Annotated in this window: 12 protein-coding genes and 1 pseudogene; 11 read left to right on the top strand and 2 right to left on the bottom strand. The window is 69.0% G+C overall.

The window, feature by feature from the left end:
* Positions 1-195: 195 nt before the first annotated feature.
* Complete coding sequence (locus D0D15_RS06840; RefSeq protein WP_158224462.1) at positions 196-1,251, top strand: LLM class flavin-dependent oxidoreductase; 1,056 nt, start codon at positions 196-198, stop codon at positions 1,249-1,251.
* A 151-nt stretch (positions 1,252-1,402) separates the two neighbouring features.
* Here the strand turns inward: D0D15_RS06840 and D0D15_RS06835 are convergent, their stop codons facing one another.
* Positions 1,403-1,858, bottom strand: coding sequence for an aldehyde dehydrogenase family protein (locus tag D0D15_RS06835; RefSeq protein ID WP_198958311.1), 456 nt, complete (start codon positions 1,856-1,858; stop codon positions 1,403-1,405).
* Between the two features lie 81 nt (positions 1,859-1,939).
* Between D0D15_RS06835 and D0D15_RS37745 the strand changes: the two are divergent.
* Both D0D15_RS37745 and D0D15_RS06825 read left to right on the top strand, forming a co-directional pair.
* Positions 1,940-2,350 (top strand): annotated as a pseudogene (locus D0D15_RS37745) (flavin reductase family protein).
* 911 nt (positions 2,351-3,261) lie between these two features.
* Complete coding sequence (locus D0D15_RS06825) at positions 3,262-5,043, top strand: sigma-54-dependent Fis family transcriptional regulator (protein ID WP_143266224.1); 1,782 nt, start codon at positions 3,262-3,264, stop codon at positions 5,041-5,043.
* 103 nt (positions 5,044-5,146) lie between these two features.
* On the opposite strand, the gene D0D15_RS06820 is transcribed toward D0D15_RS06825, so the two are convergent.
* The gene (locus D0D15_RS06820; protein ID WP_233157399.1) at positions 5,147-5,860 is read right to left on the bottom strand and encodes a TetR/AcrR family transcriptional regulator; all 714 of its coding nucleotides are present in this window, start codon (positions 5,858-5,860) and stop codon (positions 5,147-5,149) included.
* A gap of 141 nt (positions 5,861-6,001) precedes the next feature.
* Here D0D15_RS06820 and D0D15_RS06815 point away from each other — a divergent pair, with 141 nt between their 5' ends.
* From D0D15_RS06815 to D0D15_RS06780, 8 genes are all read left to right on the top strand, one after another.
* Complete coding sequence (locus tag D0D15_RS06815; protein ID WP_341867293.1) at positions 6,002-6,871, top strand: SDR family NAD(P)-dependent oxidoreductase; 870 nt, start codon at positions 6,002-6,004, stop codon at positions 6,869-6,871.
* 130 nt (positions 6,872-7,001) lie between these two features.
* A complete protein-coding gene (locus D0D15_RS06810; protein WP_094007282.1) occupies positions 7,002-8,774 on the top strand; it encodes an acyclic terpene utilization AtuA family protein in 1,773 nt (590 codons plus the stop codon).
* Positions 8,771-10,249 (top strand): acetyl-CoA carboxylase biotin carboxylase subunit, encoded by a 1,479-nt coding sequence (locus D0D15_RS06805; RefSeq protein WP_094007283.1) that lies wholly within the window; start codon positions 8,771-8,773, stop codon positions 10,247-10,249. The genes D0D15_RS06810 and D0D15_RS06805 overlap by 4 nt, the downstream gene beginning before the upstream one ends.
* A complete protein-coding gene (locus D0D15_RS06800) occupies positions 10,246-10,740 on the top strand; it encodes an acyl-CoA carboxylase biotin carboxyl carrier protein subunit (protein ID WP_143266225.1) in 495 nt (164 codons plus the stop codon). The genes D0D15_RS06805 and D0D15_RS06800 overlap by 4 nt, the downstream gene beginning before the upstream one ends.
* A complete protein-coding gene (locus D0D15_RS06795) occupies positions 10,737-12,335 on the top strand; it encodes an acyl-CoA carboxylase subunit beta (RefSeq protein ID WP_094007285.1) in 1,599 nt (532 codons plus the stop codon). Before D0D15_RS06800 ends, D0D15_RS06795 begins: the two co-directional genes overlap by 4 nt.
* 10 nt (positions 12,336-12,345) lie before the next feature.
* Positions 12,346-13,110, top strand: coding sequence for an enoyl-CoA hydratase/isomerase family protein (locus D0D15_RS06790; protein ID WP_094007286.1), 765 nt, complete (start codon positions 12,346-12,348; stop codon positions 13,108-13,110).
* 17 nt (positions 13,111-13,127) lie between these two features.
* Positions 13,128-14,747, top strand: coding sequence for a class I adenylate-forming enzyme family protein (locus D0D15_RS06785; RefSeq protein WP_143266226.1), 1,620 nt, complete (start codon positions 13,128-13,130; stop codon positions 14,745-14,747).
* Positions 14,744-15,784 (top strand): NAD(P)H-dependent flavin oxidoreductase, encoded by a 1,041-nt coding sequence (locus tag D0D15_RS06780; protein ID WP_198958312.1) that lies wholly within the window; start codon positions 14,744-14,746, stop codon positions 15,782-15,784. The genes D0D15_RS06785 and D0D15_RS06780 overlap by 4 nt, the downstream gene beginning before the upstream one ends.
* Positions 15,785-15,900 lie beyond the last annotated feature (116 nt).

Genomic DNA, 15,900 nt, shown 5'->3' with positions numbered 1-15,900 from the left:
CAGCGGGAACCGGTCGGGCGTCCCCTGCCGGGACCGATTCGGGAGGGACCAGGGATTCCGGCACCGCTCGGTCCACCACGAGCGCCGCCGGCTCCGGGACCTGATTCGACATCCCGCCCGTTCGCCGATTCCAGAACACCGCGGTCCATGCCGCGGTTGATCAACTGTCTCGAAGGAGGCCACGTGAAAATTCACATGACCAATCTCCTCCAGAACTACAACAACGCCCACAAGGACCACGACGTCTACCGCGATCATATCGCGCTGTCACTGCGGGCTGACGAGGACGGTTACGAAAGCATCGGCTGCGTCGAGCACCACTTCGACCCGGGCTACTCGATGTGTCCGGACAACACCCAGTTCCTGTCCTACCTGGCCGGCCGGACCAAGAACGCCAAGGTGCACACCACCGCGGTGATCCTGCCGTGGAACAACCCGATGCGGGTCGTCGAGAAGATCGCGCTGCTGGACAACCTGTCCGACGGTCGTGCCCTGTTCGGGATGGGCCGCGGCCTGGCACGTCGCGAGTTCGAGGGCTTCGGCATCGAGATGGGCGAGTCGCGCGAGCGCTTCGACGAGGCGGCGGAAATGATCATCCGCGGTCTCGAGGACGGGTTCGTCGAAAACGACGGCAAGTACTACCCGCAGGCCAAGGTGCCGATCCACCCGGCTCCGCTCGCGACCTTCAAGGGCCGCACGACCTGCGTGGCGATGAGCCCCGACTCCGCTGTCACCGCGGGACGGCTGGGCGTGACCATGATGGCCTTCATCCAGGGACCGATGGACACCATGCACATGCCGATGATCCAGCAGTACCGCGATTCCTACCGCGAGCACCACGGTGGCGAGGCCCCGGCGCCGTTGCTGATCGACCTCACCTACTGCCACCGCGACTCGGAGGAGGCGCGCACGGTCGCGTTCGAGGCGATCGCCAACTACTACATGTGCTGCGTGGAGCACTACGAGTTCGGCGGGCGTCACTTCGAGTCGACCAAGGGGTACGCCTCGTACGCCGCCGCCAAGGAGGCGATCGACGAGTACGGTCTGGACGCGGTCGTCGACACCTACGTCAATGCCCAGATCTGGGGTACCCCGGAGGAACAGATCGCGAAGCACGAGGAGCGCAAGGCGATCGTGGGCGACTACGAGCCGATCATGGTCTTCCAGTACGGCGGCCTGATGGGGCAGAAGGCCACCGACAGCTACGAGCTGTTCACCCGCGAGGTCATGCCTGTCCTTCAGAAGATGTGATCGCACCCATCCGAGGAGTTCAACCACCTCTTTTGCTGTGACCGCATAGTCTCGCCGGGGCCAGCCGCAGTCGCGAGAGGGCGTCCGCTTCAGCGGATGCCCTCTCGCTTCCAGGCAGTGTCCCTGCCGAGTTGGTTCTCCAGGCCCCCGCTCAGGCTTCGGATGGAGTCCCGAGAACCAGGCCGTAGGCGCGGCGGTCGACGCGGCCCGTGAGGTCGATGGTGATCGCCTTGGCCTCGGTGAACTCGTCGAGAGCGTCTGGCCCGAGCTCCCGCCCCATCCCGCTCTGCTTGAAGCCGCCGAACGGCATGTGCTGGGAGATGTTGTGCCAGTCGTTGATCCACACCGAGCCGGCCTGAAGCTGCCTGGCCACGTCCAGCTTGCGCGGGACGTCCCGGCTCCGCACACCGGCGGACAACCCGTACTCGGTGTCGTTGGCGATCTTGATCGCTTCGTCGACGGAGTCGTAGCGCGGCACGGAGAGCACGGGCCCGAAGATCTCCTCGCGCCCCGCAGCGCCGACTGGACCTCCCGGTGGCAAGCCATGGTCGAATATGCGGCCGGCAAGAGTTGGCTGGCACCCGGTGGCGATGCCGTTCAGGCGCATGTGGAAGCGGAACTGCGGGGACCCCGCGCCCGGTGACGCCGACAGGATGCGGGAGTTGCTGGGGCGTTCCGCGTCGGGGGAGTGGTGATCACTGCGATCGGGGACGCTGGTCGTGCGGGCTTCACTTGTCAGTCGTTCGCGTCCCTGTCGCTCGAACCGCCACTCGTCTCGTTCTCTCCGGCACGGACGTTCTCGACCTGGCCGAGGATCCGGAAGGCCGGTTAGTTCTGCGTGACATTCTGTGCGGGGCCAGCAAGGGCTCGGCGATGCGTTCGCGAGGAGCGGCACCGGCAAGTTCGCCGGGGTGATTGGTCGCCCGCGCCGAACGCAGCTCTTGTCCTCGGTGATATCAACGCTTGGATCGGCTGCATGCTCCGGAACGAGTATGACGGTGGCGAATACACCGTTGTCGTCGGCCAGGTCACCGCCCTGGGAGTCGATTCCGGTCGTTCGCCGCTGCTGTTCCATCGCGGAGGTTACGGCGTCAGCTGACGATCATGCAGTGGTTGCACCATGTGTGCACGCCGCACTCGACTGCGGGTTGGCGATGTTCCTTCACCTCGTGGTCCTCGACGATCGGAGCCTCGTCGGCGGGATTCTCCAGCTCGGTGGTCGCAGCTGAGGTTCCCGCCGCGCCTGATGGTCAACGACCAATCGGGCCGTGCCGACCGCGGCTGTGGCGCTTCGCGTGTCAATGAGCGGTCGCTGTGGGGCGGATCGTCTTGCTGATTGCCGGTCTTGGTGGCCCTCGCCGAGTACCTCGTGACGAGTGCATGGTGGATAACTAGCTGCGGTCCACCCTCGATCGTGAGGCGCCCTTCCCGTGAGGCGCCGAGTGCTCATGGCGTGCGATGATGCCACTCTCCCGTGATCAGGTGAGCCCTTTACAGGTTCCTGGCCGCGCCCTACTATTAGTGAATGAGCCATCTCTAGTAGCAGTTTCGTCCGGTTCACGCCTTCGGCTGCCGTTTGGTCACACGGCGGCCGGTCTCCTCCACGCGGGACATCGTTGTCCTGCCCCACGGATCAAGGGAGCACCGTGGTCGACTACCTGAGAGACGAATTCGTTCTCGGCGGACTCCGCACCGGCTTCGCGCCGGAGCCGGCCGTGTCGTGGGGGGTGCTGAGCTTCGCCGCCCAGGGCCACGCTTTCGTCGCCGCCGCGCCGAGCGGGTACCTGGTCAGCATGCGAGGTGTGCCTCCTCTCCGCGCCAGGGCACTTCGTGCCCTGACCTGCGACGCCCCGATGTGCGGTCTCGATTCGCCTCATCGTGGATGGCGACCCACCGGCCCATCGCGGGACTCCGCAGCGTATCCCCCGGGAATGGACCTGGGCGACGACGTCGCCCAGGTCCATGGTGGCGGTCAGCTCGCCGGCGCCCGTCGTGGTCCGGAGGCGGCTCGTGGATGACTGGGTCCGCAGCCTCCACCAGGCGCGTGAGGTGCTCGCGGAGAATCCCGACCGGATGCCTGTCAAGCTGGGACCGGTGCGGCCGATCGTCTACGAGTCGTGGCGGCGATCAAGGCTGCAGGGCCTCGACCCCGAGCGTCTCCGGCCCGCCTATTACGAGGACATCGAAACCGACTCGTACCTCACCAGGGTCGTCACGCCTCTGGTGGAGAAACGCCGCGCGGTGCTCGACCAGTCGTCCTGCGCACTCTCGGTCACCGATCACGAAGGCCGGCTGCTGCGGCGCTGGGCACCCGACGCCTCGTTCGCCTCGCGCCTCGATTCGCTCGATGTCGTACCGCGCTTCTCGTTCGCCGAAGGCCACGTCGGCACGACCAGCGTGATCTCCTTGTTGAAGGGAGCTCCCGTCCTCGTGCGAGGGCCGGAGCACTTCCCGCAGATGTTCCATTCCCTCAGCTGCGCGGGTGCGCCGATCGTGCATCCGGTGACTCGCCGCACGATCGGCAGTCTGGACCTGACCTGCAGGCTCTCCGACACGAGTCCGGTGATGCTGGCGTGGGTGATGGAGATGGTCGCCGAAATTCAGGACGCGCTGCGTGAGTCCGCGTCGCGACGGGAGCGGCTGCTGCTCGACGCGTACCTCACACACAACCGGGATGCGCGGCACCCCTTGGTCACCCTGGACCACAACACGATCATCACCAACGCGGCCGCGGCGCGACTTCTGGGCGCGGTCGACCAGGCTCTGCTGTGGGAGCACGCCTCCCGCGCCATGAGCGAGCACCGGTCCGGGCCCGCGGCCCTCACTCTCGCGAATGGGCGATCGGTGACGATCGAGACGCGGCCCGTGTCCAACGGACCGGACACCGTCGGTGCGGTTCTCCAGATCAAGGAGGCGCCGGCCCGGCCCGCGTCCAAGAGCCGGGGGCCGGCATCGGCACCTGCCGCGCGGCTTCCCGGCCTGGTCGGTCGCAGTCCCCACTGGATGGCGCTCTGTGAGCAGGCAACCCGGCTCCCCACCCGGGAACGGATCCTGATCGTCGGGGAGGCGGGGAGTGGCCGGCGCGCGGTGGCGGCTGCGCTCGCCGCGCCCAGCCCCGTCCGGATCGTCGATGCCGCGGACGTCTGGTCCCGGGGGATCGACCAGTGGCTGCAGGACGTGGAGAGCGAGGTCGGCGGGCCCGACGAGACACTCGTCCTCGCCCACATCAACTTGCTCGAACCCAGGGTCGCGCAGGCCACGGATCGTGCCCTCGGTCGCCGGGCCGGCGGCGGACGCGTCCTCGCGACGTCGGAGGCCGGCCCGGTCACGGCGGCCCCGTCCAACTCCCTGCTCGGCACCTTCAGTCACGTCCTGCACGTCCCCGCCTTGCGGGACCGGATGGATGACCTCCCCTTGCTGATCACCACGCTTGCGGAGCGGGTGGCCGGGCAGGGACCGGTGCTGCGGTGGATGCCCGACGCCATCCAGGTGTTGAGCCGCCTCGAGTGGTCGGGCAACGTCGCGTCGCTGGAGGCGCTCGTCCGGCAGTTGCACTCGCGTTGCCGGAGCGGGTATGTCGGTGCCGCCGAGCTGCCGGCGGACGTCGTCGCGCTGGCCTCGCGCAGGCCACTGGCCAGGCTCGAGCAGGCCGAGGCACACGCGATCATGCAGGCGCTGCGCGCGGCGAAGGGGAACAAGCATCGCGCTGCTGAGTCGCTGGGGATCGCGAGGTCCACGCTCTACCGCAAGGTGCGTGCGCTGGGCCTCGACCTGTCGACGACGGCGTACTGATTTCCTCGCCGCACCACGCCCGGCGGCGCTTCGGCCGTCAACCGGTCGATCCGGAGCCCGTGCCCGCGGAAACTCCGGTCCGGCCGGGGCGCTGCGGCCTCACTCACCCGACAAGCGGGTCGACGCGCTGCCGGGCGGGCGCAACCGCGTCGTCCTGCCCCGGTAACGGCTCGATGCCCAGCATCGAGCACGCGACCCGTTCGAGGAACCGGGCCATCTCGGGCTCGCTCAGGTGGTTGCGGTACCGGAGGGACGAGTGCACCGCCGAGATAGCGGCGTGCACGAGCACCTGCGCCTCGGGCGGCGTGAGGTCGTCTCGCACCGACACGAGGACCTCCTGCCACAGGTCGATGTAGTGCCGCTGCTTCCACCGCAGCCGCCTGCTGTCCTGCTCGGGCAGATTCCGCGCTTCTTGAAGGTAGACCTGGCAGAGAGCGCGTTCACCGATCGTGAAGCGAATTTGGCCGCGGACGAGCGCCGCCAGCGTCGTCTCGGGTGTCTCCGACGTCCGCAGAGCGTCCTCGGCGTCGACGATCAGGCGATCCACCACCCGGTCGAACAGGGCCACCAGGATCGCGCCCTTGTTGTCGAAGTGCCGGTACACGCCGGAACCGACGATCCCGGCCGCAGAGCCGATGTCGGTCAGGTTCACCCCCAGGTAACCATGGCGGGCGATGAGCTCTGCCGCCGCGGCGAGGATGCGTTCCTTGCGCTCAGGATCGCGGATCCGTCGCTCTGTTCCCGCCATGTCTCCTCCGTCCTCCGCGCCCGATGCCGGGATACCGCGATCGTACCGGTTGTGAATGACTGCTTCCATGGCCACTGATCCGACGCCGGCGTGTCCGCATGCGCTGTGAGCTCGCCCGATGCCGTTGCGCTGAGGGAGACCGGCGCGTGTGCTTGGTAGGGACGCTTTACACCCTCCGGACAGAAGGCTATTGTACGAGCTAATAAGTCAATGTCCATTCACTTGTATGGTGGCCGACGCAGTCGCGGTCAGGTGGGAAAATTCGCGGCTGGTCGGCGCCTCATGAACGAGGTGTCCATGACCGATACGCTTCCGGCGACGGGACTTCAGCGGGGCTTCGGGCTCGACGGCCGGGTGGCCGTTGTCAGCGGAGCGTCGGCCGGCCTTGGCGTGACCATCGCTCGCGGGCTGGCCGAGGCGGGCGCGGACGTCGTGCTCGCGGCGCGGCGGGCCGAGCGGCTGGCGGAGACCGCCGAGCTGGTCAAGGCGGCCGGCAGGCGAGCGCTCGTGGTGCCTGCTGACATCGGCCGCGCCGAGGACTGCGCGCGGGTGGTCGACTCGGCCGTCGACGAGTTCGGCAGGCTCGACGTGCTGGTCAACAACGCCGCCACCGGTGAGGTCGGTCCCGCACTGCGGCAGCCGCTCGAGGAGTTCGGTCGCACCCTGGACATCAACCTGACCGGGGCGTACCGGCTCTCGGCCGCCGCGGCCGGGGTGATGCGCGAGGGCGCCTCCATCATCAACATCGCCAGTGTTCTTGCGTTCACCACGGCGGGGATCCCGCAGGCGGCGTACGCCGCCAGCAAGGCCGGGCTTCTCGGTCTCACCAGGGATCTCGCTGGTCAGTGGACAGGGCGCCGGGGGATCCGGGTGAACGCCGTGGCTCCTGGCTTCTTCGCCACCGACATGACGGATGGCCACGATCAGGCGTTGGACCATCTTGTCGCACACCGGATACCGGCCCGGCGGCTCGGCCGCGCCGAGGACCTGATCGGGGCCGTTCTGTACCTGGCCGGCGATGCGTCGTCCTACGTCACGGGGGTGACGCTGCCCGTCGACGGCGGGTTCCTGGTCGGCTGATCCGAACGCCGCGCGCCGACCCCTTGTGGGCTTAGTGATTGATTGTTAACTTAAGTGAAGACGGCCGGGTTCCACCCCGGCCGTGGACCCGAGAAGGCGCGGCTCCCGCGGCCTTGACAGGAGATCGACCATGAAGGACACCGTCCGGATCGGCTGCTTCGCAGCGTTCTGGGGCGACACCAAGACCGCGATCCCGAACCTGCTGGACGGCGCCGAGATCGACTACCTGGTGGCGGACTACCTCTCCGAAATCACCATGGCGCTGCTGGCGCGCGCCCGGGCCAAGGATCCCGCGGCCGGGTACGTCGCGGACTTCGTCACCACCATCGAGCCCGTGCTGCCGCAGATCGCCGAGCGAGGCATCAAGATCGTCTGCAACGCGGGCGCCCTCAACCCGGTCGCCGCCGCCCGCGCGGTCCGGGCTGCGGCCGAGCGGGCGGGCGTACAGCTCACCGTCGCCGCCGTCGAGGGCGATGACGTGCTGCCGCGGGCCCACGAGCTCGCCGACGCCACGGACATGTTCACCGGCCGGCCGCTGCCTGCGAAGCCGGGCTCGATGAACGCCTACCTGGGGGCTCGCCCGGTCGCGGCCGCCCTGGCGGCAGGCGCGGACGTCGTGGTCACCGGGCGGTGCGTCGACGCGGCGGTCGTTCTCGGCCCGCTGATGCACGAGTTCGGCTGGAAGGACGACGAATACGACCTGCTGGCCGCGGGTTCGCTCGTCGGGCACCTGGTCGAGTGCGGACCACAGGTCACCGGGGGCAATACGACCGACTGGGCCGAGGTGCCGGGCTGGGAAAACATGGGCTACCCCGTCGCCGAGGTGCGGCCGGACGGCACTGCGGTGATCACCAAGCCGCGCGGGACCGGTGGCCTGGTCACACCGCTGACCGTCGGCGAGCAGATGCTCTACGAGATCGGCGACCCCGGTGCTTATCTGATGCCCGATGTCGTTTGCGACTGGCGCGAGGTCATCCTGACCCAGGACGGCGAGAACCGCGTTCTCGTGCGGGGGGCCAAGGGCAGCGCGCCGACCACCACCTACAAGGTCACCGCGACCGCTGTCGAGGGCTACCGTGCGCTGACCACCGCGATGTTCGCCGGCGTCGGTGCGGCCGGGAAGGCGCGGCGAATGGCCGAGGCCCTCATCGCGCGCACGGAGCGCCTCATCGCCGGGGCCGGGTTCGAACCACTCGCCGAGTCCTCGATCGAGGTGGTCGGGGCCGGCGACGTCACCGGCTCGCCCGAGCCCGGGCCGGGGACCGAGACGGTCGTGAAGATCGGCGTGAAGCACACTGACAAGGCCGCACTCGAGATCTTCAGCACGGAATTCGCCGCGTTCGCCCTCATCGCGCAGGGAATGACCGGTGTGTTCGCCGGGCGCCCACGCGTGGCGCCGTCGATCGCCGTGTACCACCTGTTGGTGCCGAAGGCGGAGACGCCCGTTCGTCTGGTGATCGGCGACTCCGACGACGCTGAGCGGACCGTCCCGGTTGACATCTCGCCGGGCACCGCGGACGCCGTGACCTCCACCGAGCGTCTGCCGGAGTCGACGGCACCGGCAGGCGGCCGGGTCGTGCCCCTCGTGGAGATCGCGGTGGCCCGCAGCGGGGACAAGGGCAACCTGGCCAACATCGGCCTGCTCGCGCGCAAGCCCGAGTACGCCGAGGTGTTGCGTACACAGGTCACCGCCGAGCGGATTGCCGCCCACTTCGCGCAGGTCGCGCCGAGTGAGGTGCGGCGGTGGGCCGTCCCCGGGGTCCACGGGATCAACATCGTGCTCGACGAGGTCCTCGGCGGTACCGGTGGCACGTCGACACTGCGCTACGACCCACAGGGCAAGTCATTCGGCGCGATGCTGTTGTCGTTGCCGGTCACGGTCTCCGAGGAGGCGTCGTCATGAGCCTGCCGGCCAAGGTGCTGGTCGCCAACCGCGGCGAGATCGCCGTACGGATCATGCGGACTCTGCGTGAGCTCGGCATCAAGTCCGTCGCGGTCCACCACGCTGTGGACGCACGTGCACGGCACGTCCGCGACGCCGACGAGGCGGTCGAGCTGACCGGACCGACACCGGTCGCGGCGTACCTGGACACCGAGCAGATCGTCGAGGCCTGCCGCGCCACCGGCGCCGAAGCGGTCCACCCGGGGTTCGGGTTCCTCTCCGAGCGGGCCGCGTTCGCCGAGGCCGTCGCCGCGGCGGGCGTCACCTTCATCGGCCCGCCCCCGGATGCGATCCGGGCGATGGGCGACAAGATCGAGTCCAAGCGCCTCGCGGTCATCGCGGGCGTGCCCACGCTGCCGGGCTCGGAGGACGCGCTCTCGGACACCGCCGAGGCCCTCGCCGAGGCCGAGCGCATCGGGTACCCCGTGCTGCTGAAGGCGTCCGCGGGCGGCGGCGGCAAGGGGATGCGCATCGCCCGCAGCGCTGAGCAGTGCCGCGAAGCGTTCGAGCGGTCCAGTGCGGAGGCGCTCGCGAGCTTCGGCGACGGCCGGGTCTTCCTGGAACGCTACGTCGACCGGCCGCGGCACATCGAGATCCAGGTGCTCGCGGACAGCCACGGCAACGTCATCCACCTCGGTGAGCGCGAGTGCTCGATCCAGCGCAGGTACCAGAAGGTGATCGAGGAGGCTCCGTCGCCGTTCGTCACTTCCGAGCTGCGCGAGGAGCTCGGACAGGCAGCGGTCGCTCTGGCCCGCAAGGTCGGGTACACCTCGGCGGGCACCGTCGAGATGGTCATGGACCAGGAGGGCAACGGATACTTCCTGGAGATGAACACCCGGCTGCAGGTGGAGCACCCGGTGACCGAGCTCGTCACGGGCGTGGACATCGTGGCCGAGCAGATCCGGGTCGCGGCGGGCGAGAAGCTGTCGCTCACCCAGGAGCAGGTCGAGCTGACCGGCAGCGCCATCGAGGCCCGGGTGTACGCCGAGGACGCCTACAACGGCTACGTCCCGGCGACCGGCCCGCTCCGGCTGGTCCGGTTCCCGGCCGGACCTGGTGTCCGGGTGGACCACGGTGTGCTGCAGGGCGACGAGATCACCACGGCGTTCGACCCGATGATCGCGAAGATCATCGGATACGGCGCCACCCGCACCGAGGCGATCGCACAGATCTCCGGCGCGCTGCGGGAGACCGTCCTGCTCGGGACGACGACGAACACGGCGTTCCTCGCCGACGTCGTCGAGCATCCGGATTTCGCCGCCGGGGACACCCACACCGGGTTCCTTGACGAGCATCCGGCCTTGACCGAACCTCCGCGCGCGGACGCCGAGACCGAGCGGTTGCTCATTGCCGCGGCCGCGCTGGCCAGTCCGCGTTTCGACACGCGGTTCGACGTTCCCGCGGCTCACGCGCGGATGGGGGAGTGGCGACCATGACACTGCAGATCAGCCTGACCGAGCCGCGGGACGTGCGGCTCGCCCGGAGCGGGGACACCGCGACGGTCTGGATCGACGGCTCGGCGTTCCCGGTTCGCACCCGCCCGGACGGTGGGGCGACGGAGATCAGCATCGACGGCCGCCGGGAGAAGGTCTGGGTCGTCGCCGACCGCGACACCGTGTTCGTGCACGCGCACGGCCGGTCCTGGGCCCTCGACGTGATCAACCCCGTCGAAGCCAAGCTGCGCGGAGGTGCCGGCGCCGACGCCGCGCTGGCCCCGATGCCCGGCGTACTGGTGGCACTCGCCGTTGCCGCCGGCGCCGAGGTCGCCCACGGCGATGTCCTGGCGGTGATCGAGAGCATGAAGATGCAGACCGAAATCAGGGCCCCGCGGGACGGTGTCGTCGAGCGGACCCCGGTCGCGGTCGGGGAGAGCTTTGGCCAGGGCGCGCCGTTGGTGGTCCTGGTGAGCGAGGAGGTGGACCAATGAGGCGCATCGTCTCGCAGATCGACACGAGCTCGGATGCCTACCGGACGAACCGCGAGCACAACCTCGGGCTGCGCAAGCAGCTGCAGGACGCGCTCTACGTCGCCCGCGAGCAGCGTCCGCAGCGGGCGCTGGACCGGTTGGCGGAGCAGGGCAAGCTGACTGTCCGGGCCCGGTTGCGGTTGCTGCTGGACCCCGGCACTCCCTTCCTCGAGCTGTCCCCGCTGGCCGCCTCGCAGGCCTACGACGGAGACGCACCGCAGGGCCTCGTGGTCACCGGTATTGGCGTGGTCAACGGCCGCGAGGTCATGGTGATCGCCGGCGACAGCTCGCTCAAGGGCGGTTCCTGGTACCCGCTGTCGGTGAAGAAAACCGTGCGCGCTTTGGACATCGCTCGGGAGAACCGCCTGCCGGTGGTGCACCTGATCGACTCCGGCGGCGCGTTCCTGCCGCTGCAGGACGAGATCTACGCGCTCGGCGGCCACACCTTCCACAACCAGTGCCTGCTCTCCGGCGCCGGGATCCCGCAGGTCGCGGTCGTCCTCGGGCACTGCACGGCGGGCGGGGCGTACATGCCGACGCTGTGCGACCAGTCGATCATGGTGCGCGGCACCGGTCACGTGTTCCTGGCCGGACCGCCACTGGTCAAGTCGGCGACCGGCGAGGACGTCACGGCGGACGAGCTGGGTGGGGCGGACATGCACACCTCGGTTTCCGGTACCGCGGACTACGCCGTGGACACCGAGGAGGAGGGCATCGCGCTGGCTCGCGACGTCGTCGGGACCTGGGCGCCCGCGCAGAAGGCGTTCGCGGACCTGCGGACCCCCGAGGAGCCCTACTACGACCCGGATGAGCTGTACGGCATCATCCCGGACGACATCAAGAAGCAGTTCGACATGCGCGAGGTCATCGCCCGCGTCGTCGACGGCAGCATGTTCCACGAGTTCAAGCCCGACTTCGGAGACACCCTGGTCACCGGCTGGGCCTACATCTGGGGCATCAAGGTCGGGATCCTCGGCAACAACGGCGTGCTGTTCAGCGAGGCCGCGAACAAGGCGTCGCAGTTCATGCAGCTCTGCGACCGGGACGGCGTGCCGTTGCTGTTCCTGCACAACGTCACCGGCTTCATGGTCGGCAAGGAGTACGAGCGCCGGGGCATCACCAAGGACGGCGCCAAGATGCTCATGGTCCAGGCCAACGTCACGGTTCCGAAGATCTCGCTGCTCGTGCACGCCTCCCAGGGTGCGGGGAACTACGCGATGGCGGGCCGGGCGTGGAGCCCGCGGTTCCTGTTCTCCTGGCCGAACTCCCGCTCCGCCACGATGGGTGCGGAGCAGGCGGTCAAGACGCTCACCCAGGTCAGGGTGGCCAGTTTGAAGCGCCAGGGCCGCGAGCCCGGCCCGGGTGAGCTGGAAAAGATCCAGTCCGAGGTGGGGGAGTACTTCGAGCGCACCGCGAGCCCCTTCTACCTGACCTCGGAGATCCGCGACGACGGGCTCATCGACATCACCGACACCCGCAACACGCTCGGTATGGCCTTCTCGGCCGCACTGAACGCACCGATCATCCGGACGCCCGGTGGCGTTCTCCGGATCTAGGAGGAAAGACATGGCTGACGAAGTTCTCTACGAGGTCCGGGACTCGGTCGCGTGGATCACCCTCAACCGGCCCGAGGCGCGCAACGCGCTGAACAAGGCGGCCCGCGACGGTGTCCGCGACGCCTTCGTCCGGTTCAACGGCGACGCCAACGCGGCCGTGGCCGTGCTGACCGGTGCCGGGGACAAGGCGTTCTGCGCTGGTGGTGATCTGAAGGAGATGAGCGACACCTCGCTCAAGATCCCGCCCCGCGACCACATGGTCTACCTCGGCCGCACGCTGAAGGTGGACAAGCCGGTCATCGCCGCGATCAACGGCCTGGCGTACGCCGGCGGTTTCCTGCTCGCCCAGCAGGTCGACCTCGTCGTGGCAGCCGACCACGCCCGCTTCGCGATCACCGAGGCGAAGGTCGGTCGCGGCTCGCCCTGGGCGGCGCCGCTGTCGTGGCTGATGCCCCCGCGCGTCGCCATGGAGATGCTGATGACCGGTGACCCGATCTCGGCCCAGCGCGCCTACGAGCTGGGACTGGTCAACAAGGTCGTCCCGGCCGAGGACCTGGTGGCCGAGACCCAGAAGCTCGCCTCCGCCATCGCGGGCAATGCCCCGCTGTCGGTTCAGGCCGCGAAGGCCATGCTTTACGCGTCCGCCGAGATGGGCTGGACCGCGGCCCTGGACACCGGCGACCGGATCTACGAGCGCGTCTACCTGTCCGAGGACGGACAGGAGGGCCCGCGCGCCTTCAAGGAGAAGCGCAAGCCCGTCTGGCAGGGAAAGTAGGGCCGTAGCGTGCAACGGTGCACTGGAGGTCGAACGCGATGAACCTGAGCTGGTGGCTCGAACGCAGCTTTTGGGAGTACCCGGACAAACCCGCGGTGGTCGACGCGGACGGCACGACGGTGAGCTACCGCGAGCTCCGTGCTCTGGCCAACCGCGTCGGCAACGTCCTCGCCAGGCACGGGGTGGGTGAGGACGATGTGGTGGTCACCGCCATGTCCGACAACCACCTGCACGTCGCGTGCCTCTACGGCACGCTGTCCGTCGGGGCGTCGTTCAGCGGTCTGAACTACAAGTTGCATCCCGGCAAGCCGGTCGCGGACGCCCGGCACTGTGGGGCGAAGCTCGCCATTGTCGCTCCGGAGCACGTGGATCTCGGCAAGCGGCTGCAGGCCGAGGCGGGCGTCGAGACCGTGTTGGTCACCACGGGCGACCACGGCCTGGCGCGGCTCGACCAGCTGCTCGCCGAGGCCGCCGACGAGCTGCGCATCGTCCCGCGCAATGCCGAGGACGTCGCGGCCATCAACTTCACCTCAGGCACCTCGGGCGCGTCGAAGGGGGTCACGTTCACCCACGGCACGCTGCAGAACTCGGCGTGGGGCGCGGTCTTCCTGGGCGGGGTCGACTCGCGTGCCAGGAACCTCTCGCTGGTCGGCATGTACCACTCCGGCGGGATCCACGACTCGATCCGGATGGTCATGGCGGGCGGGACGATCCTGTGGAGTGACGGCTGGGACGTCGACCGGGTGATCGACATCTTCCTCACCCGCAAGCCCAACTGGATGTACTGGATCATCCCCACGATGATGCGGGACCTCATGCGGCACCCGCGGTTCGGGGAGCTCGATCTCCAGGGTCTGCGCACCTACGTGGCGGGTGAGCCGGTACCGGTGGACCTGCGCAACGCACTGCTGTCCAAGGGAGCCCAGGTCGGCAACATGTACGGCCTCACCGAGGCCATGCCCGTCTGTGTCCTGGGGCCTTCGCTGTACTACGGCGACGAGGCTGCCGTGCCGATCGGTTCGTCCGGCCGCCCCAGCAAGGGCTTCTGTACCGCGGTGCTGAAGGACCCGTTCACCGGCGAGATCATCGAGGGCAACGACGTCGAGGGCGAGGTCTGCATCAAGGGCGACGTCGTGACGCCCGGGTACTTCAACGACCCGGACCGTACCCGGCAGGCGTTCGACGAGGGGGGTTTCCTGCACACCCGCGACCGGGCCTACCGCGATCCGGACGGCTGGTGGTTCATCCGCGGCCGGACGGACGACATCATCAAACCCGGCGGCGAGAAGCTGTCGCTGCTGGAGGTGGACGCGACCCTGCAGGCGCACCCGGACGTGACCGACGCGGCATGTGTCGGCGTTCCCCACGACCGCTTCGGTGAGGTGCCGGCCGCCTTCGTCGAGCTCGCCCGGCCGATGAGCGAGGAGGAGATGCGCGATCTACTCGACGCGCACTGCATCGCCACCCTCGAGCGGTGGAAGCGGCCGCGGCTCTACGTGCTCGTGGACGCCGTACCCCGCACTCCCGCCAAGCGCAGCAAGATGGCCACGGTGATGAAGGCCCAGCTGGAAGGCATGACAGTGCGCGATGCCGACGGCGTGACGACGTTCGGCGCGATGAAGGTGGGAGCCCCGTGACCGGGCCAGGATCGATCACCAGCCGTTTCGCCGACCTGCTCGGGATCCGGTACCCCGTCGTGCAGGAGGGCCTCGGTCCCTACAAGACGGTCAAGCTCGCCGCCGCGGTGTCGAACGCGGGCGGGCTCGGGACGGTCAGCATCCCCGGTTTGACGGACCCCGACGGCCCGGCCGTGTTGCGGGCCTACATCGAGGAGGCCTGCAGCCTGACCGACCGGCCGTTCGCCGTGAACGTGCCGGTCGGGCGGGACGCGACGGGCAAGGTGCTCCCATTCAGCGCGTCCTACGTCGGTGTCGTCGTCGACGCCGTGCAGGATCCTGAGATCGCCCGCAGGTTGCGGATGATCACCACGTCCGCGGGGGCGCCCGGAGTCGTGCGGGACGTGATCGCCGACAGCGGGCTGATTCACGCACACAAGGTGGGGGGCACGCGTCAGGCCGTGCGCGCGGCGCAGGACGGGGTGGACGTGATCGTCGCTTCCGGTTACGAGGCGGGTGGTCACACGCACGCCAGGCCGGTGCACACGATGGTGCTGGGGCCGAGCGTCTGCGCCGCGGTCGACGTGCCCGTGGTGCTTGCCGGTGGCATTCACAACGGGGCCGGAATGGCGGCGGCACTCGCCCTGGGGGCGGACGCCGTGGCGATGGGGACCCGGTTCGTGGCCAGCCATGACAACACCGACTGGCACCCGAACTACGCGCAGAAGATCATCGACACCGCGGAAGGTGACGACGTCGTGTTCTCGGCGATCTACGGTCCCTCGCGGGCGCTGCCCACCCGGGCGCTGCGCGAGCTCGCGGAGATCGAGGACCGGGTGGACATCGACACGCTGACCGCGTGGAAGGACGACCGGCTCATCCGCGGTCAGCGCGACGGTGAAATGGAGGCAGGGGTACTTCCCGCGGGCAACGTCAGCGGGGCGATCACCGATCTGATCCACGTCGCCGAGTTCATCCCCGCGCTGGTCGAGGAGACCATCGCCGTCCTGGACGGGGTCCGGTCCCGCGTGCGCACCCCGTCCCCCACATCCCCCTGATCGGCCGGGCCCGGTCCCGAAACGGCACCGGGCGGCTGCGGGGCCCACGGAACCTGTGCCGGGCACCGGCCGGCCGGCGCCGCCCGGCAACTCCCCCATCCCTTCGAACCCGAGGT

It is taken from the genome of Amycolatopsis thermalba (assembly GCF_003385215.1).
Classification (GTDB): Bacteria; Actinomycetota; Actinomycetes; order Mycobacteriales; family Pseudonocardiaceae; genus Amycolatopsis_E; species Amycolatopsis_E thermalba.
This window is presented reverse-complemented; position numbering and strand designations above follow the sequence as displayed.

Excerpts from the sequence above, each read along its gene's own strand:
- D0D15_RS06840 (WP_158224462.1), top strand. The coding sequence starts at position 196 with ATGACCAATCTCCTCCAGAACTACAACAACGCCCACAAGGACCACGAC.
- D0D15_RS06835 (WP_198958311.1), bottom strand. The coding sequence starts at position 1,858 with ATGCGCCTGAACGGCATCGCCACCGGGTGCCAGCCAACTCTTGCCGGC.
- D0D15_RS06820 (WP_233157399.1), bottom strand. The coding sequence starts at position 5,860 with ATGGAAGCAGTCATTCACAACCGGTACGATCGCGGTATCCCGGCATCG.
- D0D15_RS06815 (WP_341867293.1), top strand. The coding sequence starts at position 6,002 with ATGTCCATTCACTTGTATGGTGGCCGACGCAGTCGCGGTCAGGTGGGA.
- D0D15_RS06810 (WP_094007282.1), top strand. The coding sequence starts at position 7,002 with ATGAAGGACACCGTCCGGATCGGCTGCTTCGCAGCGTTCTGGGGCGAC.
- D0D15_RS06805 (WP_094007283.1), top strand. The coding sequence starts at position 8,771 with ATGAGCCTGCCGGCCAAGGTGCTGGTCGCCAACCGCGGCGAGATCGCC.
- D0D15_RS06800 (WP_143266225.1), top strand. The coding sequence starts at position 10,246 with ATGACACTGCAGATCAGCCTGACCGAGCCGCGGGACGTGCGGCTCGCC.
- D0D15_RS06795 (WP_094007285.1), top strand. The coding sequence starts at position 10,737 with ATGAGGCGCATCGTCTCGCAGATCGACACGAGCTCGGATGCCTACCGG.
- D0D15_RS06790 (WP_094007286.1), top strand. The coding sequence starts at position 12,346 with ATGGCTGACGAAGTTCTCTACGAGGTCCGGGACTCGGTCGCGTGGATC.